The organism is Proteus sp. STS61-E (assembly GCF_040932335.1).
Classification (GTDB): domain Bacteria; phylum Pseudomonadota; class Gammaproteobacteria; order Enterobacterales; family Enterobacteriaceae; genus Proteus; species Proteus mirabilis_B.
Map to the genome: position 1 here is coordinate 190,575 of NZ_JBFQGE010000002.1, position 23,527 is coordinate 214,101.

28 protein-coding genes, 1 tRNA gene and 2 pseudogenes are annotated in these 23,527 nt (G+C 34.6%); 16 read left to right on the forward strand and 15 right to left on the reverse strand.

Annotation, left to right across the window (positions count from 1 at the left end; translation table 11 throughout):
- Positions 1-199: 199 nt before the first annotated feature.
- The gene (gene cbpM, locus AB4J89_RS06720) at positions 200-505 is read right to left on the reverse strand and encodes a chaperone modulator CbpM (RefSeq protein WP_023581369.1); all 306 of its coding nucleotides are present in this window, start codon (positions 503-505) and stop codon (positions 200-202) included.
- The gene (cbpA, locus tag AB4J89_RS06725) at positions 505-1,446 is read right to left on the reverse strand and encodes a curved DNA-binding protein (protein ID WP_088493247.1); all 942 of its coding nucleotides are present in this window, start codon (positions 1,444-1,446) and stop codon (positions 505-507) included. The genes cbpM and cbpA overlap by 1 nt, the downstream gene beginning before the upstream one ends.
- A 367-nt stretch (positions 1,447-1,813) precedes the next feature.
- Here cbpA and AB4J89_RS06730 point away from each other — a divergent pair, with 367 nt between their 5' ends.
- Positions 1,814-2,146 (forward strand): DUF1971 domain-containing protein, encoded by a 333-nt coding sequence (locus AB4J89_RS06730; RefSeq protein ID WP_088493248.1) that lies wholly within the window; start codon positions 1,814-1,816, stop codon positions 2,144-2,146.
- An 8-nt stretch (positions 2,147-2,154) separates the two neighbouring features.
- On the forward strand, positions 2,155-2,493 hold the full coding sequence (locus AB4J89_RS06735; protein WP_368468666.1) for a DUF1869 domain-containing protein: 339 nt from the start codon (positions 2,155-2,157) through the stop codon (positions 2,491-2,493).
- Positions 2,494-2,565: 72 nt separating this feature from the next.
- On the opposite strand, the gene AB4J89_RS06740 is transcribed toward AB4J89_RS06735, so the two are convergent.
- Positions 2,566-3,438, reverse strand: a complete 873-nt coding sequence (locus AB4J89_RS06740) for a LysR family transcriptional regulator (protein ID WP_088493250.1) — start codon at positions 3,436-3,438, stop codon at positions 2,566-2,568.
- A gap of 100 nt (positions 3,439-3,538) precedes the next feature.
- Here AB4J89_RS06740 and AB4J89_RS06745 point away from each other — a divergent pair, with 100 nt between their 5' ends.
- Positions 3,539-3,991, forward strand: a complete 453-nt coding sequence (locus AB4J89_RS06745) for a multidrug/biocide efflux PACE transporter (protein ID WP_311755185.1) — start codon at positions 3,539-3,541, stop codon at positions 3,989-3,991.
- A 97-nt stretch (positions 3,992-4,088) separates the two neighbouring features.
- Here the strand turns inward: AB4J89_RS06745 and AB4J89_RS06750 are convergent, their stop codons facing one another.
- Entirely contained in the window at positions 4,089-5,498 is a 1,410-nt protein-coding gene (locus tag AB4J89_RS06750) for a DKNYY domain-containing protein (protein ID WP_088493252.1), read from the reverse strand.
- A 187-nt stretch (positions 5,499-5,685) separates the two neighbouring features.
- On the opposite strand from AB4J89_RS06750, the gene AB4J89_RS06755 reads away from it, so the two are divergent.
- The 5 genes from AB4J89_RS06755 to AB4J89_RS06775 all read left to right on the forward strand — a co-directional run bounded on the left by AB4J89_RS06755 (position 5,686) and on the right by AB4J89_RS06775 (position 10,358).
- Complete coding sequence (locus tag AB4J89_RS06755; RefSeq protein WP_088493253.1) at positions 5,686-5,880, forward strand: hypothetical protein; 195 nt, start codon at positions 5,686-5,688, stop codon at positions 5,878-5,880.
- Positions 5,881-6,195: 315 nt separating this feature from the next.
- A complete protein-coding gene (locus AB4J89_RS06760; RefSeq protein ID WP_193775116.1) occupies positions 6,196-7,395 on the forward strand; it encodes a PfkB family carbohydrate kinase in 1,200 nt (399 codons plus the stop codon).
- A 52-nt stretch (positions 7,396-7,447) separates the two neighbouring features.
- On the forward strand, positions 7,448-8,635 hold the full coding sequence (locus tag AB4J89_RS06765) for a NupC/NupG family nucleoside CNT transporter (protein WP_368468670.1): 1,188 nt from the start codon (positions 7,448-7,450) through the stop codon (positions 8,633-8,635).
- 73 nt (positions 8,636-8,708) lie between these two features.
- Positions 8,709-9,641, forward strand: coding sequence for a nucleoside hydrolase (locus AB4J89_RS06770; protein WP_368468672.1), 933 nt, complete (start codon positions 8,709-8,711; stop codon positions 9,639-9,641).
- A 273-nt stretch (positions 9,642-9,914) separates the two neighbouring features.
- Positions 9,915-10,358 (forward strand): hypothetical protein, encoded by a 444-nt coding sequence (locus tag AB4J89_RS06775; RefSeq protein ID WP_368468674.1) that lies wholly within the window; start codon positions 9,915-9,917, stop codon positions 10,356-10,358.
- A gap of 172 nt (positions 10,359-10,530) precedes the next feature.
- On the opposite strand, the gene AB4J89_RS06780 is transcribed toward AB4J89_RS06775, so the two are convergent.
- From AB4J89_RS06780 to AB4J89_RS06800, 5 genes are all read right to left on the reverse strand, one after another.
- A complete protein-coding gene (locus tag AB4J89_RS06780; protein WP_368468676.1) occupies positions 10,531-10,878 on the reverse strand; it encodes a hypothetical protein in 348 nt (115 codons plus the stop codon).
- 102 nt (positions 10,879-10,980) lie between these two features.
- Complete coding sequence (locus AB4J89_RS06785; RefSeq protein ID WP_311755182.1) at positions 10,981-11,316, reverse strand: hypothetical protein; 336 nt, start codon at positions 11,314-11,316, stop codon at positions 10,981-10,983.
- Positions 11,317-11,564: 248 nt separating this feature from the next.
- Positions 11,565-12,167, reverse strand: a complete 603-nt coding sequence (locus tag AB4J89_RS06790; RefSeq protein ID WP_311755181.1) for a hypothetical protein — start codon at positions 12,165-12,167, stop codon at positions 11,565-11,567.
- A gap of 112 nt (positions 12,168-12,279) precedes the next feature.
- Complete coding sequence (locus tag AB4J89_RS06795) at positions 12,280-12,555, reverse strand: DUF1799 domain-containing protein (RefSeq protein WP_311755180.1); 276 nt, start codon at positions 12,553-12,555, stop codon at positions 12,280-12,282.
- A 26-nt stretch (positions 12,556-12,581) separates the two neighbouring features.
- Positions 12,582-12,806 carry a phage tail assembly chaperone gene (locus AB4J89_RS06800; RefSeq protein ID WP_368468679.1) on the reverse strand — a complete coding sequence of 75 codons (225 nt, stop codon included), beginning with the start codon at positions 12,804-12,806 and terminating at the stop codon, positions 12,582-12,584.
- Between the two features lie 20 nt (positions 12,807-12,826).
- Here AB4J89_RS06800 and AB4J89_RS06805 point away from each other — a divergent pair.
- Together AB4J89_RS06805 and AB4J89_RS06810 are read left to right on the forward strand one after the other, a co-directional pair.
- A pseudogene (locus AB4J89_RS06805) lies at positions 12,827-13,051 on the forward strand (single-stranded DNA-binding protein); the annotation flags it as partial.
- 44 nt (positions 13,052-13,095) lie between these two features.
- The gene (locus AB4J89_RS06810) at positions 13,096-13,344 is read left to right on the forward strand and encodes a 3'-5' exoribonuclease (RefSeq protein WP_368468876.1); all 249 of its coding nucleotides are present in this window, start codon (positions 13,096-13,098) and stop codon (positions 13,342-13,344) included.
- Here the strand turns inward: AB4J89_RS06810 and AB4J89_RS06815 are convergent.
- Positions 13,271-13,519: pseudogene (locus tag AB4J89_RS06815) on the reverse strand (Arm DNA-binding domain-containing protein); the annotation flags it as partial. The gene AB4J89_RS06810 and the pseudogene AB4J89_RS06815 sit on opposite strands and share 74 nt — an antisense overlap.
- Before the next feature lie 165 nt (positions 13,520-13,684).
- Positions 13,685-13,772: transfer RNA gene (locus AB4J89_RS06820), tRNA-Ser, on the reverse strand.
- A gap of 182 nt (positions 13,773-13,954) precedes the next feature.
- Here AB4J89_RS06820 and tusE point away from each other — a divergent pair.
- On the forward strand, positions 13,955-14,284 hold the full coding sequence (gene tusE / locus AB4J89_RS06825; RefSeq protein ID WP_368468681.1) for a sulfurtransferase TusE: 330 nt from the start codon (positions 13,955-13,957) through the stop codon (positions 14,282-14,284).
- 43 nt (positions 14,285-14,327) lie between these two features.
- Here tusE and AB4J89_RS06830 read toward each other — a convergent pair whose 3' ends face one another.
- Entirely contained in the window at positions 14,328-14,609 is a 282-nt protein-coding gene (locus AB4J89_RS06830) for an acylphosphatase (protein WP_368468683.1), read from the reverse strand.
- A gap of 197 nt (positions 14,610-14,806) precedes the next feature.
- Between AB4J89_RS06830 and hspQ the strand changes: the two genes are divergently transcribed.
- Positions 14,807-15,127 (forward strand): heat shock protein HspQ, encoded by a 321-nt coding sequence (gene hspQ / locus AB4J89_RS06835; RefSeq protein WP_006537351.1) that lies wholly within the window; start codon positions 14,807-14,809, stop codon positions 15,125-15,127.
- 78 nt (positions 15,128-15,205) lie between these two features.
- Here the strand turns inward: hspQ and AB4J89_RS06840 are convergent, their stop codons facing one another.
- Complete coding sequence (locus AB4J89_RS06840) at positions 15,206-15,619, reverse strand: CoA-binding protein (RefSeq protein WP_088493259.1); 414 nt, start codon at positions 15,617-15,619, stop codon at positions 15,206-15,208.
- Between the two features lie 137 nt (positions 15,620-15,756).
- On the opposite strand from AB4J89_RS06840, the gene AB4J89_RS06845 reads away from it, so the two are divergent.
- Entirely contained in the window at positions 15,757-16,215 is a 459-nt protein-coding gene (locus AB4J89_RS06845; protein WP_075673145.1) for a methylglyoxal synthase, read from the forward strand.
- Position 16,216: 1 nt separating this feature from the next.
- Here AB4J89_RS06845 and helD read toward each other — a convergent pair whose 3' ends face one another.
- Positions 16,217-18,268 (reverse strand): DNA helicase IV, encoded by a 2,052-nt coding sequence (gene helD, locus AB4J89_RS06850; protein WP_102949386.1) that lies wholly within the window; start codon positions 18,266-18,268, stop codon positions 16,217-16,219.
- Between the two features lie 114 nt (positions 18,269-18,382).
- On the opposite strand from helD, the gene yccS reads away from it, so the two are divergent.
- Positions 18,383-20,551, forward strand: a complete 2,169-nt coding sequence (yccS, locus tag AB4J89_RS06855) for a YccS family putative transporter (protein ID WP_368468686.1) — start codon at positions 18,383-18,385, stop codon at positions 20,549-20,551.
- 70 nt (positions 20,552-20,621) lie between these two features.
- Here the strand turns inward: yccS and AB4J89_RS06860 are convergent, their stop codons facing one another.
- Positions 20,622-21,230 carry a TfoX/Sxy family DNA transformation protein gene (locus AB4J89_RS06860; RefSeq protein WP_311755175.1) on the reverse strand — a complete coding sequence of 203 codons (609 nt, stop codon included), beginning with the start codon at positions 21,228-21,230 and terminating at the stop codon, positions 20,622-20,624.
- A 229-nt stretch (positions 21,231-21,459) separates the two neighbouring features.
- Between AB4J89_RS06860 and sulA the strand changes: the two genes are divergently transcribed.
- Positions 21,460-22,011 carry an SOS-induced cell division inhibitor SulA gene (gene sulA, locus AB4J89_RS06865; protein ID WP_088493262.1) on the forward strand — a complete coding sequence of 184 codons (552 nt, stop codon included), beginning with the start codon at positions 21,460-21,462 and terminating at the stop codon, positions 22,009-22,011.
- Positions 22,012-22,358: 347 nt separating this feature from the next.
- A complete protein-coding gene (ompA, locus tag AB4J89_RS06870) occupies positions 22,359-23,447 on the forward strand; it encodes a porin OmpA (protein ID WP_088493263.1) in 1,089 nt (362 codons plus the stop codon).
- The last annotated feature ends 80 nt before the right edge of the window (positions 23,448-23,527 follow it).

The following is a 23,527-nucleotide window of genomic DNA, read 5'->3' on the forward strand; positions in this document are numbered from 1 at the left end:
TATACTTATTGGTGTGATCTCAACACCATTTTGCTTATTTTTAAAGCAGATATTTTAATAATGGCAATCAGAGGGATTAATGAGAAATAATGTTTTAAATCAATTGATAATAAATATATAACTATAAAGTATTAATAAAATTTAGGCATAAAAATAGCCACTAAAGTGTTTACTCTTTTAGTAGCTATTTTATTAATAATTATTCATTTATAAATCGCATTAACTGCTGACGTAGTTGCTTATTTTCTTGTTTTAACTGTTCATTTTCATCTAATAAAGTCAGTGCTATAGCGATACCGTGCCAATCTAATGCTAGCTCTTTATGAAGTTTTAATGCACGATGTGTCACCACGATAGCATTATCATCGAAAAACCACTCCTGAGTTTCAATTTCTAACGGTTCAATCACACCAAGAGCTACAAATTCTTTGAGCTCATCATTTGATATTCCAGTGTGATGACAAAATTCAGTAACAGTAAATACAGTTGTTGTTAATTGACCCATTATTTATTCTCCCAGTCTTTACGTGGATTATAATCGGTCTGGCTATCTGCAATTTGTTGCCATAATTCGCGTGTCTTTTCATCAGGTTTAGGTGGCATAACAATTTTTAAAATTGCATATAAATCACCACTAACCTTTTTACTAACTAACCCTTTTCCTTTAATACGTAGTTTTTGTCCTGCCTGACTTCCCGCCGGAATAGTTAACAAGATTTTTTCTTTTATTGTAGGAATAGGAATTTTTGCACCTAATGCAGCTTCCCAAGGAGCCACAGGAACAACTATTTCTAAATCATGGCCTTTAATATCAAATAGAGGATGAGGTGCAATACGAATTGTTAACCATAAATCACCATTTTCGCCTCCATTCTCACCTATTGTACCCTGACCTTTTAAACGAATACGTTGCCCATCAATAACACCGGCTGGAATTTTAACATTTAAAGTTTTAGGGATCTCTTTTTCCAAAATTCCGAAAACATTGTAAACAGGTAAGTGATAACTAATCGTACGCTTATGCTCTTCCTGCGATTCTTCCAGAAAAACAGCTAGTTCTATTTCTAAATCGTGTCCACGCTGTTTAGGTGCTTGTTGAGTTCGGCGACCTTCAAATGGAGAGTGTTGACCAAAAAATGAAGCGTAAAAATCATCAAAATCTTCTTGGCTAAAGCTTTCTTGATCCTTATTTGAATGTTGTTGTGTAAATTGCCTAAATTTAGGATCGTTACGATGAGCCCAAAGTTCATCATATTCGGCTCTACGTTGTTCATCGCCTAATATTTCCCATGCTTGAGCAATTTCTTTAAAACGCTCTTCTGCATTTGGCTCTTTACTTACATCGGGATGATATTTTTTCGCTAAACGGCGATAAGCTGTTTTAATCGTTTTAGTATCATCAGTGGGTTTGACACCCATTATGGCGTAGTAATCCTTTAATTCCATAGTGACATCTCAATTATGTTAAATAATGAATTAAATATTAATACCCTAGACTTGATTAATTATAGAACAAACAAATTATGTTGATGAGTAAAAACCCTATAATAACACCAACCAAACGTCTAAAAAACGACCAATCCTTAAAAAATAATTTAATTTTTAAAAAAATAATTTAATTAAGGAAAACAAGATATTAATTAACCCAGCACGACATTATTATTTTTTTCTTTAAAATTGCATTTGAAATACCTTATTAGAAGAGGTAGATTTTATTCGATAGCACAATAGTTTATTGCATTATTAACAATAATTTTTCTTCTTAAATAAGATGAAAATAGGAAAATAAGACACTCATTTTTAGGGAGGTAAAATGGAACGAATTATAATTCCCACTCACTATATTCATGTGCGATCAACGCCACTTTGGACTAAAGATACTGCGCCTAAATCTATTTGGGAAAGACATTTAGATAAAGGAACTCGTCAAGGGGTTTATCCAAAGCTATCTGTTATGCAAGGAGTGATTGTTTATTACGCATATGCAGATGAGTTTAGCCCAGAGCCTACGGAAACGTTAGTGATCCATGCCGGTGAATTTGGTGTATTTCCACCAGAGACATGGCACAAAATAGAAGCCCGAACTGAAGATACTGTTTTTAATGTCGATTTTTACGTCGATCCTAAAATACTTGCCGAAGGTTAAATAATAATATGGAAGATGAAAATAAAGGCTATTTATTAGAACTGATTAATACTCATGGCAAAGAGAAATCTCAAAAAATATTTCTAAATCCTAAAATTTTATATATTCCAGAAGTCGCTACTAAAGAAGTTTTACTGTTGGTTAATGAGCTGAAAAATAAGGTAAATATTGACTCACAAGAACTCACCTTAGTATTAACAAACAAAAATAACGGTGTTTCTGTTGATAAAGATAGCTTTTTAGCTGATTTATTAGACGCCGATATATCTAGCTTAATGGTAAAAGATCTTATCAATATTGTACGTGGCTATGATATGGATGAAGAAACCAATGTTTGTGGCTGGTGAAGTAGCACTGTCAAAAAATATAAATCACCTTCACTATGCCTACTAGTAATGAAGGTGATTTATTTTCTGTGCCTAAATAGAATGTGGAATATTATTTTTCAAAAGTTTATCAATCATCCAATATCCCGCTTTTCCGGGTGGATTGTTTCTTGACCATACTAAATCGATATCTATTTTTTTCGGAAACTGATCGTAATTTAGGCTAACCAATAATTTATGCCCAAATTGCTCGACTAGCCAAGTGGGCAATATTGCCCATCCCATTTCTTGCTCTGCCATTTCAAGCAATAACAAATAATTAGGGGCAAGCCAATTCTTTTCACTATTAATAATAAATTGAGCTCGACTACTTAGCCTTAATTGGCGATACATCGTTAAATGCTGATAGCTAATTTTATTTTCTTTCGCAAGAGGATGATTTTTATGTGCATATAATCCTAACTTACCACTTATCGGTAAACGAGCAAAAGCGATATCAGCGGGATATTCTATTCGTGATTCCATCATACCTATATGTGCCTGATTATTTTGTAGCATATCGATGACATCATCATTTTCAGCAACAAGAAATTCAAACTCAATGTGAGGAAATTCTTTATCTAGAACCTTTAAAAGTTGTTCAGAATGAGGGGGTTGATACATATCAGAAAAAACACAGCTTAGCCGTGGCTCCATTTCTGGAGATAGTTCTATTCTTAATGCTTGTAAGCGTTCATCCGCTGCTAATATGTCTTCAACTAAACTTAATACCTTTTGCCCTGCAAAAGTCAGCGTTGATTCTCTTCCTTTACGTTCAAATAGTTCAAAGCCCATATCATCTTCAAATCCACTGATCGTACTACTGACAGTAGATTGGCTTTTATTTAATTTTCGCGCAGCCGCAGAAAATGATTTTAACGAAGCTGCTTCAATGAATGTACGCAAGGTTTCTATAGAATAGTTCATTATGGTATCGGTTTTTTCGATGGCTCCTATTTTGTATATATACAAAATATCACCAATAATTGCACTCGTTTTTTGTTAAATAATTAATTTGAGGTGGGATATGAGCCAATATCAAAAAACATTTACTGAGCGCGTTTTTCACGCTGTTTCATTTGAAGTGATAGCCATCGCAATAACAGCGCCACTTAGTGCATGGATTTTGGGTCGCTCAATTTTTCAAATGGGAACGGTTGCTATTGTTTTATCAACATTAGCTATGTTATTGAATTTATTTTATAACATGATTTTTGACCACTATTGGCCTTTAATCAAAGGACCAAGACCAACAAAAATACGAGTCATGCATGCTATTGGTTTTGAATTAAGTTTTGTGATTATTGGTTTACCAATATTGGCATTTTTATTAAATATGTCGTTATGGAGTGCATTCTTATTAGAAGTAGGCTTCTTTGCCTTTTTCCTTTTCTATACTTATGCATTTAATCTTAGTTACGACAAATTACGTGAAAATTGGTTTGATCGTAAAGAAAAACGGGTAATTGCACGTAATTGACATGTAGCGACTAAATTTTTAAGCACCTAATAATGACTTATTAAGTGCTTTTTTATTATCACTATTAATAAAAATAAATTAATCTCATTAAGTATTTCTACTCATCATCGAATAAATGAGTCAGTGTTTTTCTATACTGCGTTTTTGCCGTTAATATTTTAATACCACCAGCAGGCTGTAGTTGTTCTTTATCCCCTATTATTTTTCTCATTTCATCAACCCTTAATTCATCGTTAAGGAGATGCTCTAAAGTGCTCATATTAACGATTCTGTATATCGTTTGATAAATTCCTTGGGTTGTTCCTAACTTATCAAAATAATAATAGCTATTCCCTTTTTGCCACACTTCACCATAACGATGATAAGTAACATCTCCTAGCTTTTTCCACTCACCTACCGTATTTTCATCTAGAAGATAAAGGTGTGTACTACGAGAAATTAATCCTGGTGATTTATTTCCTCCCCAATTTTCTGATGTTTGTAAAAAATAAGTTTTACTATTATAAGAAAAAACTAACGGTGCTATCTCTTTCCAATGGCCTTTTAAGAACGGATTATCTCCAGCTCTACGGATTTTCTTTTGTTGAGTATCGTAGAAATAAACACCTTGATTAGACAAAAATAAGCCATGATAAACATGCCCACCATGATGACTTATTACTTTATAAGGTGCATTGTCTAAGGGGAAATCGATGTTGTTCATCGATATTTGCCCGGTGTTAGGTTCAAATAAGTAAGCATTTTGATATAAATTACCAATATAGAAACTATATAAATCAGGGCTATTATTTATACCTAACTTGTACTGTTTATAATAAACATTAAGTTTATCATGATGATAAAGATGACTTTTTCTTAAAGACCCATCGTTATACAATATGTTAATTGCTTCTAACTGTTCAACGGATACATCAGGCATCAAATTTCCTTCATAAAAAACTTGCTCTCCATTGCTGATTAAATCGGCATCAAGTATGGGTTGATAAGGTATTTTTGATAAAGGAAGCGTTCTTATTGGATAGTAAAACGTCTGAGGCTTTTCGCCAAATGACCAACCATATAACCATGTTTGATATAATTCCTTAAGGTTAGATAATTCGACATTTTGTAACGTAAAAGGCGCACAATAAAGGGTGTGTTTACCATCTGAAAAATAGCTGTGTCCTAATGCATCTACTTTATTGGGATCAAGATCAGGAATAATACGGTTACCGCAGTAACTATTATTCTTATCTATCGCAAATTGACGTTCTCGGTAATTAAACTTTTTTGATAGGGTTCTGAAACTGCTAGGGTCCGCAGATACAATGACATACTCTCCATTACTAGGTACAGTAGCATAAATTTTATCGTTATAAAGCGTAAAAATACTGTTTCCGATTTTTTTACCATTATTAATATCACTTCCGGATACTTTATAAAAAGAGAGTATTAAGCCTGACAAAAATACAATCGATGTCAGAATAATACCAATACTAATCATGACAATAATTTTAGATATCTTCATAAAATGATATAAAGTCTCTTAAGATTCAGATAATAACGATAAATTTTAATACTGCATTTATGCTAACATGACTTAATAAATCTCAATAGTAAATTAAATTTATAATACTATGGTAATGCTCTGATAAACAATCATTTTTAGATTAAAGAATTAAATATATAACATTTAACAAGAAAGGAATTTAAGTATGATGCTTTTTATTAGCTATATGATTTTTGCTATATTTCTAATTGCAGCATTAGCATATTGGAGTTTTTCTGCATTATTTCCTAAAGCTCCACCAACCACGCTTTCATGCCTTTTTATAAGAGTACTTATTGGCGTATTACTCATTATTGTGGATATTAGTCTTATTTTGTTTTTTTTAAGCCAAGCACTGTAATTTAAATTATGGTTACCTATCGAGGGATATTTTAAGAGTAATAAATTATGAATATTCCCTTTTCTCTTAAAATATTCCACTATTAAAAATAAAAAACAGACAGACAACCATCAATGATTTTATTTTTATTCTAATATAACATTAAGTCTCTCATTATCCATTACCCATCATCATATATTTTTCTTAAAATTTATCTAAACGGACAGATAATTGTCCAATTACGAGCAAAAAACGTGACTACTCAAGCAGAATAAACTTAATTAACCTCTATTATCTTAACAAATGGTAAAACATTTTTTAACAAAAGAGGGTGATATGAAAAAAAAGAGTAGTATTGCATTTATCAGAAAAAAATTAGTGAAAGATAATTCTATCTATGTAAAAGAGCTCAGTGCTCTACTTCATGTATCGGAAAGAACCGTAAGAAGATACATAGATGAATTACAGTTATTAGGTATAGCAACTAAATTTCATGGTGGAGTGAGATTACAAAAAATTGAATTAGAACCAATAATAAATAGAACTATTGATGAAACCAGAGTGCTTCAAATTGATTGCGAAGAACAAGGTAGAGATAAAAAAATTGCAGATAAATGCTCATTATATATTTTAGGATCTTTCAATTTAGATGTTGTCACAGAAGTTGAAAGATTTCCTTTTGTTGGAGAGACAATCAAAGCAATCTCTACAAACTTTTTCCCTGGTGGAAAAGGTGCTAATCAAGCGGTTGCGGCAGCTGAATTAAATGATCATGTGCATTTTTTTGTTAAAGTAGGCGACGATTCATTTGGCGCTACCGCAGAGAAATATTTTGGTACTACAAAGATAAATTCATATACCTTAATTAAGGATGCCAATGCAAAGACAGGAAATGCATTAGTTATGGTTGAGAACACCACTGGTAACAATAGTATTATTATTGATCTAGGGGCTAATGCAACAATCACTAAAGCTGAAATTCTTTCAGATATTAATAATCTACAATCTGCAAAGATTTTTCTTACTCAATTAGAAAATAATATAGATGCGACCAAGTTTGCGATTGAAATAGCAAAAAAATCGGGATGTTATGTCATTCTTAACCCAGCGCCCTATTCAGATCAAATTGTCTCACATTTGTCATCTATTGATTTATTAATACCAAATGGAACAGAAGCAGAATTAATATCAAACATTAAAATTGATAGCGTTATTTCAGCACAGGAAGCCATAAAAACAATACACAACTTAGGTGTTAAAGAAATAGTAATGACACTTGGTGACAGTGGTGCACTTTATTTCAATGGCACCACAATGAAATATTACAAAGCAATGAGTGCTTCTGTTGTTGATACAAGCGGCGCTGGTGATGCATTCACAGGTGCTTTAGCTGCAAAATTAATAGAAGGTAAAAATATGGATGAAGCAATTAAGTTTTCTATTGCTTATGCATCATTGGCCGTTGAAAAAAAAGGGGCATCATCAATGCCATCTAAAACAAGTGTTGATGTCAGATTAAAAAAAGAGCGTATGTAAGGGAAGTGCATAAATAACCCCCCCGTTAATAAATTATATAATCGAGGTCATTATGAAATATTTAATTTTCATTATTAGCCTTCTCTTAATTTTTATAGTGGCATCTTCAATTAGTTTTAATGCTAATAAAATAAAAAGAAAATTTATTCCTATTTTTATTCTTTTATTAATAGAGGCCACCGTTGCTTTTATACTTCTACACACATCTATTGGGATCATAATTCTTAATACGACGAATATAGGTATAGAATATTTAGTACATCATGCAAATAAAGGAATTGATTTTGTATTTGGAGATATAAGCACAAAAACACCTATTGTGTTCGTTATTGTTGCTCTAATGCCTTTAGTGTTTATTTGCTCAATTATTGGGATATTAAAATATTTTGGTATTCTCCGGCTGATTATTCTAACTATCGGATACCTTATTAATAAAGTTGCAAAAGTTGGTAAACTTGAATCTTTTTCAGCAGTTAGTGCTGTCGTTGTGGGTATGATGGCAGTGTATGTATCAATTAAAGAATACATACCCAATTTAACAAAACCACAAATGTACACAATAGCTGCATGCTCATTATCTACTGTCGATATCGCAATATTGGGTGCTTACACTCAAATGTTATCACCTCAATTTGTCTTTATCGGTGTTTGCCTAAACTTTTTTAGTACTTTCGTTATTGTTTCCATTATAAACCCTAACGATCCTATTGAGATATCTAACAATTTTTCTGGCCCTAAAAATGAACATCATAGTTTTTTTGAAGTACTAACAGAGCATATGCTCGATGGTTTTAAATTAATTCTAGCGATAGTTCCAATGCTTCTTGGCTTTATTGCTCTAATTAGCATGTTGAATGATATTTTTTTACACCTCATAGGAATAAGTTTCCAAGGTCTTCTTGGTTATATTTTCTCTCCTATTGCATTTGTGCTTGGCGTCCCTTGGCAGGACAGTATTGAATTCGGGAAAATTATTGCCACAAAAATTTTAACGAATGAATTTGTTGCAATGATTGATTATATAAAATTAGAGGATCTGAGCCCAAGAACGGAAGCCATTATCTCTGTATTCCTAATTTCGTTCGCAAATTTTGGTTCAGTCGGAATGATTATTGCTTGTGTCGCCAGTATCAGTAAAGAACATGGAAAAATGATAGCGGCGAATAGTTTTAGACTGATCGTGGGTTCAACGTTGGTGAGTTGCTTATCTGCAACGATGGTCGGTATTTTTATTAACTGATATTTATTTCATGAGTATTTTTTAATTCTAGTTTTTATTCAATGCGTTATGTAAGTTATCAAAGGAGAAGTATATGACTAAAATTATTATAGATTGTGATCCAGGTGTAGATGACGCTATTGCAATTTTACTCGCATTGGCATCACCTGAAATTAAAGTTATGGGAATTACAACCGTCGCAGGAAATATTGAACTTGATAAAGTTCATGAGAATGCCCGCAACATTCTTTCGTTTGTGTCTCGCCCCGACATCCCTTTAGCCAGAGGGTGTGAACGGCCTTTGATAGCGCGTCGAGGGAGTAAAACTCAAGTGCACGGTAATAACGGTCTTGCGGGTGTAACGTTACCGAGATCCAATTACACTTATCCCGACATACATGCAGTGGATTTCATTATTGATACTGTGATGTCTAATCCTAAAGAAGTCACCCTTTGCCCGACAGCACCACTGACCAATATTGCCATGGCAATGCTAAAAGAACCAAGGCTTAAGGATAATGTGAAAGATATTGTTCTAATGGGAGGGGCTGCATTTTGTAATGGGAATATAACACCAGCAGCCGAATTCAATTTTTATGTCGATCCACACGCGGCACATATCGTCTTTGATACTGCAGAACACATTACTATGCTGGGGCTAGATGTCACCCATAAGGCTGATATCAGAGCAGGTTTATGCCAATCGTTAGACCAAGGTAACGTTATTGCTAGAACAGCCGCAAAAATGTCTCGTGGATATGCCGCATTTGATCCTTTTTTACATGATCCTTGTGTAATCGGTTATTTAATCCGCCCAGATATTTTCACTGGTATAAATGGCCATATTGATATTGAATACGAATCACGCAAACTCGTTGGTTTAAGTTTTGCAACAATCCATGATGATTCAATGCCCCCTAAAAACAATAGTAATTCAACCGAATGCCGTATGAACACAATGATAATTACCGATGTTCAATCTGAGAAATTAATGTCTCTGATATCTGAACGAATTTTATCTTTGTAAACTGGAACAAATAGAAAACAATACAGAGAAGTATAACTTCTCTGTATCAAACTTTATTATATTACTTTTAAAACTTATTTTTATTTGAAAGTTAATATTATTCTTTCCTCTCAATAATTGACAATACCTTACCAAGAAAAAACAAGAAATATCCTAATAATAATCCTGTACTCTATTTAAAAACAAATAAATCCATTATGATAACTAATGTCATATTAATGAAATATTTTTTTACACAATTATTTATATAACAATATATTAGGATAAATAAACATGGCTAGTTATAAAAAGTTAATGGCTTTAATCGTTATATTATTTACCTGCATAATAGGGAGCGCACACGCAGAACAACGCCCTGATGTGGCAGATAATGTCATTGCCTATAAAGGTCAACAAGGAGTGATTGTTTGGACCCTACGTATTGGTGATCGTAATGCTAATGAAGCATTAGTGCAGCTCGAAGGTATTGACCATGACTGGAATTTAAAAATTCAGAAGATGCAAGTTGAAAAAACAAGTAAAGATACTCGATACTCAATAAATATTAATGGAAATAAATTTGTTGCTCTAATTATTGAGAATAAATGCTGTGGTAACCTTTATATCCCAGGAGAACCTCAGCCTATATCAGTAAATTACTCTGAAGAGATATCCCATGAAGGTAATGCACAAGCATTTCTTACTGATTATCTTCAAGCTAAAAATAATGAAAAATAATGAAAAATAATATTAGTGTCGATTTTGCCACAGTGTTGCATATAAAGAACGATAAAATATGCAAGTCATTATACGACAACACCTTATATATTTTTTATTGGTGTGAATCCAATCAGATAATTTTTGTTTTACATTATTCTTTGTCTTATCACTTACTATTATCTAGCTTGAATCAGGAAATGCAAAAAACTCGCCCCCTTAAAATAAACTCCGGCCACTCCCCGCCATGCCCACCTCCAGCATAAGGTATTTTTATACCAATGCTGCTTATTCCCTTCCCCGCTGGTATTTTTACAACAAACTCATTGCAAACATATTCATCTTTTCTGGAATTTGATAGATTACTGTACTGAATTTCAGTTTTTAACGTATCACTGGTGTTTTCGCCAAATCCCCAACCTAACTTAATGCCGAATACTAATGGCGAGGCTCTAAAGTTAACTGGTTTTTGTGAGTTATCTGGTAATTTGAACAGTGATGAATGATAAAAACTGAACTTAGCGCTTTCAGAAAACAACAAAGGGCACGGATGCCCTTGTTTATGAATTAAAGCTATATGAGTATGAACTGTACGATTAATAAGACAATTAACGCTTATTAACCAAGGCTACTAACGTACCTATCACTCGTACTCTGCTCCTGATAATATTCTATTGCCATCAATGCATTTAGTCATTGCCACACCATCGTATGTCCATACTTTTATGGCGTATGTATCTGTACCATTTCCTGTTATCTCAACTGGGTATTCTCCATGCACTTTTTTATAAATGTTATTAATAGCTAATTTACAGGTTGGAAATGGTGCTGGTTTTATTTTATCAACTTGCTCAGGCATTTCTTTCGGTGGCGTTCCCGACTCTACAAGCCTATTTAATTCTTCATTTGTATAGGTTGTTCCTGCATAAGCACTAAAACCAATGCAAGACAGGACAATTACAATTATTGATTTATTCACGATCTCATTATTCCTTTAATTAGTTTTGTTAATGTTATCTTAATTGGAATGAGAGTTGAAGTTTAAATATATGAATCAATACACTATGAGTTTCTGATAATAAAAGACCCACCAGAGTGTTTTTTTGCGAACATCACAATAGAATATATTAAGTATGAGCGATACCTATTAAAGTTTAATAATTTAGCATTTACCCATCAAGCACCATTAGATTTATTGAAACTAAAAATTAATTTTCACTTTTCGTCTTATTTGTTTATTTTTGAACTCTCAATTTTTTTAAAAATAGACTTTATAGTTTGACCTTCTGTTTTAAGGTCTAGAGATTCACTTTTTATTTTTTCATAAATTAAGTTTGCTTTTGATTCTTTGATAGCCCTTTCGATATTTTTTTTCATATCCTTTTCCATCATGGAAATTTTCTTACTTTCCCATGTTTCACTATTATGACCATAAACCATGATAAGCATCATATTCACCACAAAGAAAGAAAGTAAGGCTGATGACATATCAAAATCAATAGACTTGTCATTACTCAGTACTTCAATGCTTATTAAAACTATGGCACAAAGATCCATGAGTATCGTGAAAAAAAGCCACAAATCCCTTTTTTCTTTTGGCTTTTTATTATATATGATATTAAATATTTTAGATAAAATAAAAGAAGCACATCCAGCTACAGCAAAAATCAAATCAAACGTACACATTTTAATTTTATCTGGTGTCCATCCAAGTGCGACAGCAAAGCTAATACCAGCAGCTATAATAAGTGAATAAAGAGGAATAAGAAAAATAACAGCTAAATGAGAAAAAAAAGAAGAAAGAGATAATTTTATTTTACACTTTTTCATAATAATTCCATTTCATCTAAAATGATGTACCAATTAAGATACATTAACATTATTTATAATTCCACTTACTTTCCATTGTGTTAAATTCTTATTTTTATTAGCAACTAATCTACTACAACCTCTTATGCATCACCTCTAACGCCTTAACCTCCATAATGCGTAGATCACTAAACTCGGTCGCTCTATCTTTGATGTTGAGTAGGTCCATCACTTGGTTTAATGGGCTGTAATCCAAACCAGTGATACCATTCATGCCTACACGCCACTGTGTATTCATGGCTGAAAATACTTGATAAGAATCCCAAACATCAGGCCATATTTCAACATCATCAATATCTGGCGGAAATCCAAAAGCACGCTCGAACTCAGCCGATTCTTTGGAACTCATTCCGCCATACATTGCTTCGGCGACCGTTAAGAGTTTTTTTCGCGATTGCCTAATAGTTCGTTGTAATACGTGGAAGCAATAGCACGAGATGCCGATGGATAGTTATCTAACAATAGATTTAAGTTTTCTTTGTTATATGGCTCTTCAATCGCCCAATCTTCAATAATTTGCTCAAAGAACTCTGTAGTTAGCTTTTCTCGCACCTCATCAAGCTGGCTCATTGGTTGATGCTTAAAGGTAAATGTCACCACTTCTAGCGTTTCTTTACCGACAAACCAGGAAATGGCTAGACCAAAGTGACCAAGACCGATACACGACGGAAGTGGTAGTTAATATTGGCGGTTCTATGCAGATGTTAGGTGGTAACGGTGATAATCAGGCAGGAAGCCAGAAGCCAGCGCAACAACCTCAGCAGACGCAGCAACACCGACAGCAACAGCCGCAAACTCATCAACCTGAGCCACCATTAGATTTTAATAATGACATTCCTTTTTAAATCAAGGTAATACAATGAATAATTTAATGCTAGATCTAGAAACGATGGCTAATCCCCCTAACTCGCCAGTAATTTCAATTGGAGCTGTATTTTTTGACCACAAAACTGGTGATTTAGGCGCAAGTACCGAAATTAACATTTCTCTAGAATCATCCATGCTATATGGAGAAGAGCCTGATGCAAGCACAATCATGTGGTGGATGAAGCAAAGTAATGATGCTCAGACGGATCGGTTCCATATGCAACTAATCTTCCAGCGTCATCTCTTTTTTCTCTGGCTTCATTTAATGTAATGACAGGGTATATACCAAGCGATATCATCTTTGATTTGCCATTGAACGGATATCTGAATCTCCACCCTTTTGATCCGTTAGGTTCAACAATTAAAGACAGTCCGTTGCCATCACCCAGTGAATAGACTTTTTCTCGTGGCTTGGCTTTTTTAATCACCATGTCCGTTAGCTTCATAAAATCACCAATATTGTATAGGAAAATTGTAGAGGGAATTTCTATACAAAAAACTATACAACAAATTGTAGAGATTTAGAGTGACGTTAGGAGACAATGATTTTGTTGGGTTGCTTGATTTTGCTGGGATTAGGAGACTTCAGGAGACGCTAGGAGATGATGATATGGCGGAGGAGGAGAGATTCGAACTCTCGGATGGTTTCCCATCGGCGGTTTTCAAGACCGCTGCCTTCAGCCGCTCGGCCACCCCTCCGCAATGGGGAGCAATATAAACACCTAAGCTTATGTTGTAAAGCCCTTATTGTACTGTTTGCCGTAAAATTAAACGCATTACAAGTCAATGGCTTAATTTATCAACGATTTATGGGTTCTACTTGGGTATTTTCCTTATTTTTGCTAAATTAGCGGTATTATTTTTGATTGGTTGCTACGCACATGTTTGTATTTAACGGAAAAGAAATCGAGACAGATAGTCACGGTTATTTAAAAAATAGCAATGAGTGGAATGAAAATATGGTTCCAACATTAGCTGAACTAGAAGAAATTGAGCTTACAGAACAACATTGGGAGATTATTCGTTTTGTTCGCCAGTTTTATTTAGAATTTAATACCTCCCCTGCTATTCGCATGCTAGTAAAAGCACTTGCACAAAAATATGGCGATGAAAAAGGAAATAGCCGTTATCTTTATCGTTTGTTTCCTAAAGGCCCGGCAAAACAAGCTACAAAGCTTGCCGGTTTACCAAAACCCGTCAAATGTATTTAATCTTATCTTTCGATAAAGATAATTAAAAATTATTAAAATAATATTACTCATAATGGTGGATTGAAAAATCTGCCATTTGTTCATATTCGCAAGATGTTGCAGACCAAAATGTAATTTTGGCACTTCTTGGACCACCAGCTTCTAACCACTCCTCAAATTCTTTTAACGAATTTTCTTTCGCGAAAGCCTTTACTCCCACGCTACCATCATCACGATTCCAAACATATCCTGTTATTGGTTGTTTTCTCATCCATTGATAAGTGAAAAAACGAAAACCAACACCTTGAACTCGCCCTTGAATAATATATTCTCTACCGATTTTCATATGCCCTTCTAATAGTGTTCTTCAAATAAAAATTCTGTCTTGGTTATTGTCTTTTCTTTATACAATAGATAATCTGATTTTGTGAGGTTCTTTATTCATAATGAAAGCAAAGGATTATATTTTTTTGAAATCCTTGAAATTTCACTTTATGCCCTCATATATATAACCAATAAGCAAGGCTCTATGGAGGTGATACTATGATGACCGCCAGCAAATTTGGGATAGGACAGCAAGTTAGACATAAATTACTCGGCTACTTAGGCGTTGTTGTCGATGTGGATGCTGAATATTCCCTTGATCAACCTAATGAGGATGATATTGCATCTAATGTGACCTTGCGAGCAGCACCTTGGTACCATGTTGTGATGGAAGATGATGAAGGACAACCCGTTCATACTTATCTTGCTGAAGCGCAGATAACCTATGAAGTTTCAGATGAACACTTAGATAATGACTCATTGGATGAGTTATCACAGTCAATTCGTAGCCAATTACAGGCACCACGATTAAGAAATTAACCCAATTAATCTACATAAGCAGTGATCTGAATGAAATGATAATCGCCGATTTGTTTTCGGCGATTTTATTTTGGTGTATTACCAAGGAAGGCCATGTGCTTCAATTTCTTTTTTAGGGCAACGATCCATTACCACACGTAACCCTGCATCTTCAGCTAAATCTTTAGCATCTTCATTAATAACACCAATTTGCAACCATAATACTTTGGCATTAATTTCAATTGCTTCTTGTGCAATTTCTAATGCAACGTCAGATTGACGAAAAACATCAACCATATCAATAGCAACAGGGATATCTTTTAATGAAGCATAACATTGTTGCCCCAGTAAGGTTTGCCCTGACATACCTGGATTAACAGGAATAACATCATAGCCTTGTTCTAATAGGAATTTCATGACTTTATAGCTTGGGCGATCTTCTTTATTACTCGCACCAACAAGCGCAATGGTCTTAACGCTTCTTAAAATGTCATAAATGTCTGAATCCACCATTTATCTACTCCGTTCATCATGAAGATTGAAAATATTATGATACATCATAGTATCTTGATCTGTTCATAGCTTATAAGATAAAAAAAAGGTATTTTGAAAACTGGAACAATTACTATATTTATTTTTAAAGGTATCAAATGGAACAAATTGACCGCACGCTCTTAAAAGAAAAAAATATCGCGCTTGTTGCCCATGATCACTGTAAAAGCTCATTACTGGAATGGGTTGAAAATAATCGTGAACAACTGTCTCTACACAAGTTATTTGCAACAGGAACTACCGGTAATTTAATTAACCACCACACAGGTCTTACTGTTACTCAAATGCTAAGTGGCCCAATGGGCGGTGACCAACAGATTGGTGCAATGATCGCTGAAAAGAAAATTGATATTATGATTTTCTTTTGGGACCCATTAAATGCCGTTCCGCACGACCCAGATGTTAAAGCTCTTCTACGCTTAGCTACGGTCTGGAACATCCCAGTTGCAACAAATCGTGCAACTGCGAACTTTTTAATTTCATCACCTCTCTTTTCACAAGAATCTACAATTAAAATTCCAGATTATGAAGGTTATTTAAAAGAGAGATTAAAATAATCTAAGGTTTTCGTTGTATAGGAACACCTTGAGATTTTAGCTCTGAAACAAAACAGGATGGCTGTTGTTTATTAAATAATAGCCATACTTGTTTTTTTGCTCTTGTTAAAGCGACATACATTAAGCGTCGTTCTTCTGCATTAGGATAATCTTCAACACTAGGCAGTAATGCCAATTCAATAATCGATTCCCTTGCCGGCGCTGGAAAACCATCTTTACCTTCTTGTAAACCTAAAATAATAACGTAATCCGCTTGTTGCCCTTTTGAAGCGTGAAAAGTCATAAATTGTAGGTCTAATTTAGGCCAGCGTGTTTTTGCTTTTTTTAATAATTCTGGTTTTAAATAGTGATAACGAGCAAGTAAAAGAATAGTTTCATTTTCTTCTACATAACCACTCATTTTATTTAGTAAATTTTCAAGTTGATCGTCAGATAACAGTACAACTGACTTTTTATTACCTTTCACTAAACTGTTTAAAGGTTTAGATAGTTGAGTTGGGTTTTGTTGAATAAACGTATTGGCAACATTTCCTATCGTGTCATTAAAACGATAAGTCGTATCTAGTGCACATTCTGCCCCTTCACCAAAAGAGTGATGGAAAGAAGTCGTTAATAATAATTCTGCACCACTAAAACGATAAATGGCTTGCCAATCATCGCCCACTGCAAATAGAGATGTTTGTTTATTCTGCTGTTTTAATGCAGTTAATAATGAAGCTCTTAATGGTGAAATATCTTGGAATTCATCAACAAGAATATGTTTCCATGGGCTAATAAAACGCCCTTTTTCAATCAGATTAATAGCTTGATGTAATAAGCCCGAAAAGTCGATCGCATCTTCTTCTTTTAATGCCGTTTTCCAAGCTTTTAATAATGGTGATAATAATTTTAAATACTTTTTAAAGGCTTCTGTATATTCAGGCTGTACACTTTCAATTAGAGATTTTTGGCTACCCCCTTGCATTCTTAATAAACCAACCCAGCGCTCTAATCTTACAGCAACTTGATTTTCTAATTTTTTATCATGCCAAAACTCACCATCAGGAATATCCCATTCAAATTCTTGAGATAACCACTCTCGCCACCCTTTTGCTTGTGCTTTTTTCTGTTGGCATTGCTCTCGCCATTCGCCTAATAATAGAGCTCTTCTTTTTTCACTGTTTATTTCAAGCTCACTAATTTTAGGTTGTTTTTTTGTCGCTTGTTGAATAATAGATAATGCCAGAGCATGAAATGTTTTTGCCATAATATCGGCATTTAAACGACTCGAAAGTCTTTCATTCATTTCTTGTGCGGCTTTACGTCCAAAAGCAAGTAATAAAATTTGATCGGGCTGCGCTAACTGACGGCGTAATAACCAACCCGCTCTCGCAACTAATACCGATGTTTTACCACTTCCCGCCCCCGCGAGAACAAGAATATTGTCTTCACCATTAATTACGGCACGACATTGTGATTCATTTAATGGCGATGATTCAATCGTATTAAAAAACTCCTCATGCTCACTTAATATTTGAGCTACCCATGCAGTGTTTTCTTTATTAATCAGTGTTTCACCTTGCTTTAACCACTCTAAGCATTGAAGATAGAGCGCTTGGCAATTATCAAATTGAATAAGACGTTCGAGAGGAAGAGGAATAGCAGAAAAGCTTTCTTTGATAGATTTTTGAATTTCAATAAGTTTAGACTGTTTTATCCATCTATTTGATTGAGTGATTTCATTAATATTATGGAGTTGTTTCTCAAGAACCTGAGCACTTATTTCGCTCATTTCTTTGCTCCAGTTTTGCCATGTCTGATAAAGATAACGATAAAACTGCTGAGTTTCTTCCCAATCAGTTCCATGTAATCTAACGACTTTATCTTCAGGCAATAAAAATTCTAATTCCCCCCACACTATCCCTTTTTTACAGAAAATATTAATCAATTCGTTAAAAGGAATTAAATACTGATGTTTTTCACCACTGACTTCAATACCTGCATTTAACAATTTGACTCTATTATAAGGATGCTGTGCTAAACGTTGTCCCATCGGGGTGGATTTCAGTTCCATACGTAATTCCTGCAATAAATAACAAATAGTCTGTTGTTAAGCTCTTTTTAATCGGTGATAAACCCTATATTCTAAGAGGTAATTATCTTCATCTTGTTTATTTAAGGGCTTTTTGTGTTCACTTTGCTAAATGGCGCCCGCCGATTTATCTATAATAGCCACTTTTTATATTATATTCGCATAATAATCGCGCTTACAGGAACGACTTTGTTTCCTTGGATTTTAGGGCAAGAGCCTAAATATACAATTCCTCTAACTTTAGGCGTGGTAGCAGCTGCATTAACTGACTTAGATGATAGGCTTGTTGGTCGTTTAAAAAACCTCGTTATCACCTTATGCTGTTTTCTTCTTGCTTCAGCATCAATAGGGCTGCTTTATCCATACCCTATTTTATTCTTTTGTGGTTTAGCCATTTCTACTTGGGGATTTATTTTATTAGGTGCTTTAGGGCAACGTTACGCGACTATTGCTTTTGGTGCTTTATTAATCGCAATTTATACTATGCTGGGTATGCCTATTTTCCCTGAATGGTATGAACAACCCGTTTTATTACTGTTAGGAGCTATCTGGTATAACTCTTTAACATTAGTTGGTCACTTATTATTCCCAATTCGTCCAGTTCAGGACAATTTAACACGCTGCTACCAACAACTTGCAACTTACCTCGAAGCTAAAGCAACATTATTTGATCCTGATATCGAAGATGACTATCAACATTCGCTTTATAATTTAGCAATGGCAAATAGCCAATTAATTGACACGATGAACCAAACTAAAGTTACACTATTAAGTCGATTAAAAGGCGACAGGGGTCAACGTAGTAGTCGTTTCACACTTCACTACTATTTTGTTGCTCAAGATATTCATGAGCGAGCAAGTTCGTCGCATGTTCAATACCAACTATTAAGTAATGAATTGCGACATAGCGATGTGTTATTTCGTTTTCAACGCTTACTTTCTATGCAAGCACGAGCTTGTGAACAAGTTGCACAATCTATTCTTTGGCATAAAAAATATCAGCATAATCCTTCATTAGAACGCGCGATAAGTTATTTAGAGAATGCATTAAGTCATTTAAAAAACACGACTTCAGAACCTCAATTAATAACACCTTTAAATAACTTACTGCAAAATCTTCAAGGTATTGATGCGCTTTTACGAAGTATTAGTACAGAGCAATACCAAATATCCCATGACCAAAAGGAAGAAACACAACTTTCTGATGATGGTTTAACTGGGTGGCGCGATATTGCTCTAAGAATAAAAGAACATCTCACGCCTAAATCAGCACTTTTTAGACATGCCGTTAGGATGTCACTCGTGTTATGTATTGGTTATGCCATTATTCAATTTTTCCAATTGGATAGAGGCTATTGGATATTATTGACCAGCCTATTTGTTTGCCAACCCAACTACAATGCCACTCGACGACGTCTTACCTTACGTGTGAGTGGTACTATTATTGGTATTTTAATCGGTTTCCCTATTTTATATTTTGTTCCTTCAATCGAAGGGCAGTTAGTTTTAATTGTGATAACTGGTACGCTCTTTTTCGCATTTAGAACCATACAATATGCACATGCCACACTATTTATTACTTTATTGGTTTTATTAAGCTTCAATTTACTGGGTGAAGGTTATGATGTTGCCCTCCCCCGTATTATTGATACCTTAATTGGCTGTGCCATAGCGTGGTTTGCTGTCAGCTTTATTTGGCCTGATTGGAAATTCCGCCAATTGCCTGTTGTTATTCAAAAAACAATGACAAATAACTGCTATTATCTTGATGCCATTCTTATTCAGTATTACCAAGGAAAAGATAATAGCTTGAGTTATCGAATTGCTCGTCGAAATGCCCATAGCAGTGATGGTGAGTTAGCATCACTGATCTCCAATATGTCATCAGAGCCAAAAAGTTATCAAGCCTCCCAAGAAGTAGCTTTCCAGTTGCTTTGCTTAAACCATACTTTACTCAGTTATATTTCTGCACTTGGCGTTCATCGTTCAAAAATAGAAGATGAGAATGTACTCACTTTGCTTAATGATACTGTTTGTTATATCGATTCTGCTTTACGTCGAAAAACGCCTCAAGATGAAGGATTTAAGCAATCTCATGTAGAATTAATTGAAAGGATCAATCTATTACCTAATGCAGATAATCCTCGTATTCAATTGGTACTCACTCAAATCCGATTACTATTAGATTTACTGCCACAAATTATTAGTTGTATCCAAATTATTGAGCAAAGCGAATTAAATAGCCTACCTCAACCCCAAGCCTAATCTCTTATTGACGTTATTTTCTCTAATTCCCATAAGCACATTAGAGAAAATAACGGTCATTACTTTTATCTTATTGAAAAGATAATTCGTTGTACCAATTTAATAACTCCATTTTAAGTTGACTAGGTAATACTGAACGATGACACCCAACGATTGCTCCTGCCAATGAAAGTAAAAGTTCACTATTTCTCAAATTGTGGCTATGCATTAGTTTTAGATAACACGCTTTAGCACCGATTAAGCGCAGTTCTTCAACTTGATTAATACCAATTTGATTCAATCTTTTTTCTAATATCACACCTAGATTAGGTAAGTCTTTTATTCTGCAAGGCTTCTTTCGTTGCCCCAAATATTCTTGAATGCTGTAGTGATATGACATATCAATATATTGATCTAATTTTTGCTGATTTTCCCATAACGAATCTGTTATGTGGTAATAACGCAATATGATAGGAATTCCTTTTTTCAAATAGGTATAGGAACTCATTTTTGTTGCCTTATAGAGAGTTTCTAAAAAGCCACTTCCTTTTAAATAAAACTCATTGTCAGACGTGATAGCAAACATAACATCATCAATCATTAAGCTAACACCACCAAATTGAGACTTTGTTGTTAACTCCCCATATTGCGCAATACGCGATAACAAATGAGCCTTCCTTTGCTCAGGTAAAAATAACATTGAAACTCCAACACAAATTTTAAGATTAAATTTTATCTTTGAATTCAAAAACATGCATAAGATATAACAAAAAAGACAATAAAGAATTTCCTTTTTATTGCCAATAGTTAACGACTTAAAAATAGAGATTTACATGAAATTTGAGAGGAACTTTCAAAAAAATGAGCTTGATTTAAGCGAAATATAGAGATACTGTATATTCATACAGTACATGTGGAACGAGGTAAATATGAAACTCTCAACATCATCTCCGACAAGACAAAACGCCATTCTCCAAGAGATCTCAAATGAGGTATTGCCTCTATCTATCCCTTCAACAGTGGCGACTTACGATAGTAATAATAAACAAGGTATGGTGAGTGAACTTCTCTACCAAAACCCGCTCGTCATTAATCACATTCTTTTGCCACTACTAAAACAGTATAGCCATGAATCACGTTGGTTATTGTGGTTAAACCCACAACAAAAGCTAAATCGTGCTTGGTTAAAAAATGCAGGATTACCACTTAACAAAATAATTCAATTAAATCATATAAATATGATAACCACTGTTGATTTAATGGAAAAAGCACTGGTGAGTGGTAATTACAGTGTAGTGCTTGGTTGGTTACCAGAAATATCGTCAGAAGAGATGAAACGGTTAGAATCTGCTGCCAGCAAAGGAAAAACCCTTGGGTTTATTATGCGACAGCAAATTAATACGAATATCCATTTAGAAAGTAGTAATGCATCTAAACGACATTTGAATTCCGTAAAAATTCATTCAATTCACTACCATTAGTGAAATTTAAGAGTTTTCCTAATACTCAAAACACCCTGATATCATTTAAGATAAGTCAAATGTATTTATAACCTAAATCATATAGTTACAGTAAATTTAACAAAAATACAGAATCTTCCCCATTGTGGAATAAGGCGGATTTTTTTAAAATTTTAAGTCGAATTTTAAAGGATTACTTGTAACTTTTTAAGTTCATTGTAGACTTTATGTCGTTAAGGTTATGCTTTAAATCCCATTTTTGGGATCATCATTTGATGAAAGCATTGGATTCCTAACAATAATTTAACCAAGGGCAAATAATAAGGCTTAAAGCCAAATGCCTAACTTGGATGATAACGAGGCGTAAAATGAAAAAGACAGCTATCGCATTAGCAGTGGCAGTGGCAGCTTTCGCAACTGCAGCGCAAGCAGCTCCAAAAGACAATACCTGGTATACCGGTGGTAAATTAGGTTGGTCTCAATACCAAGGTACTAGTAACCATTTCGGTGAAACTTCTATCGGTAACGGTAACACTCACCGTGATCAGTTAGGTGCAGGTGCATTTGCTGGTTATCAGTACAACCAATACTTAGGTTTTGAACTGGGTTATGATTGGTTAGGTCGTATGACTTACAAAGGTTCATATGACAACGGTGCATTCCGTGCTCAAGGTATCCAATTAACCACTAAATTAAGCTATCCAGTAATGGAAGACTTAGACGTTTATACACGTTTAGGTGGTATGGTATGGCGTGCAGATTCTTCTGCAACAGTTGCAGCTACTTCTCCAGCTCCAACTCAGAAGAACTTCTCTAATAACGACACTGGTGTTTCTCCAGTATTCGCATTAGGTACTGAATACGCGATCACTCCAAACATCGCTACCCGTGTTGAATATCAGTGGATCAACAACATCGGTGATAAAGGTACTCTGAATGCACGTCCAGACAACGGCATGCTGAGTGTTGGTGTTGCTTACCGCTTCAACCAAGAAACTCCAGCTCCAGTTGTAGCTCCAGCACCAGTTGTAGCTCCAGCTCCAGTTGTTGAGAACAAAACCTTTACTCTGCGTTCAGACGTTCTGTTCAACTTCAACAAATCTACTCTGAAAGCTGAAGGTCAAGAAGCTCTGAATGGTCTGTACGCTGAACTGGCTAACATCGACCCAACTCAAGGTCGTGTAGTAGTTATCGGTTACACTGACCGTATCGGTTCACAAAACTACAACCTGCCTCTGTCAGAAAAACGTGCTCAATCTGTAGTTGATTACCTGGTTTCTAAAGGTATCCCTGCAAACAGCATCTCTGCAGAAGGTCGTGGTAAAGAAAATCCAGTTACTGGCAACACATGTGACAACGTTAAAGCTCGTTCAGCTCTGATCGATTGCTTAGCGCCAGACCGTCGTGTTGAGATCGAAATCCAAGGTACAACTGAAGTTGTTGTTCCTGCTAAATAATTCAGATAGTAGAATAATCTACTGTTGATGAATTCAAAACCCTGCCAATGGCAGGGTTTTTCTTTATGAAGATAAAATAA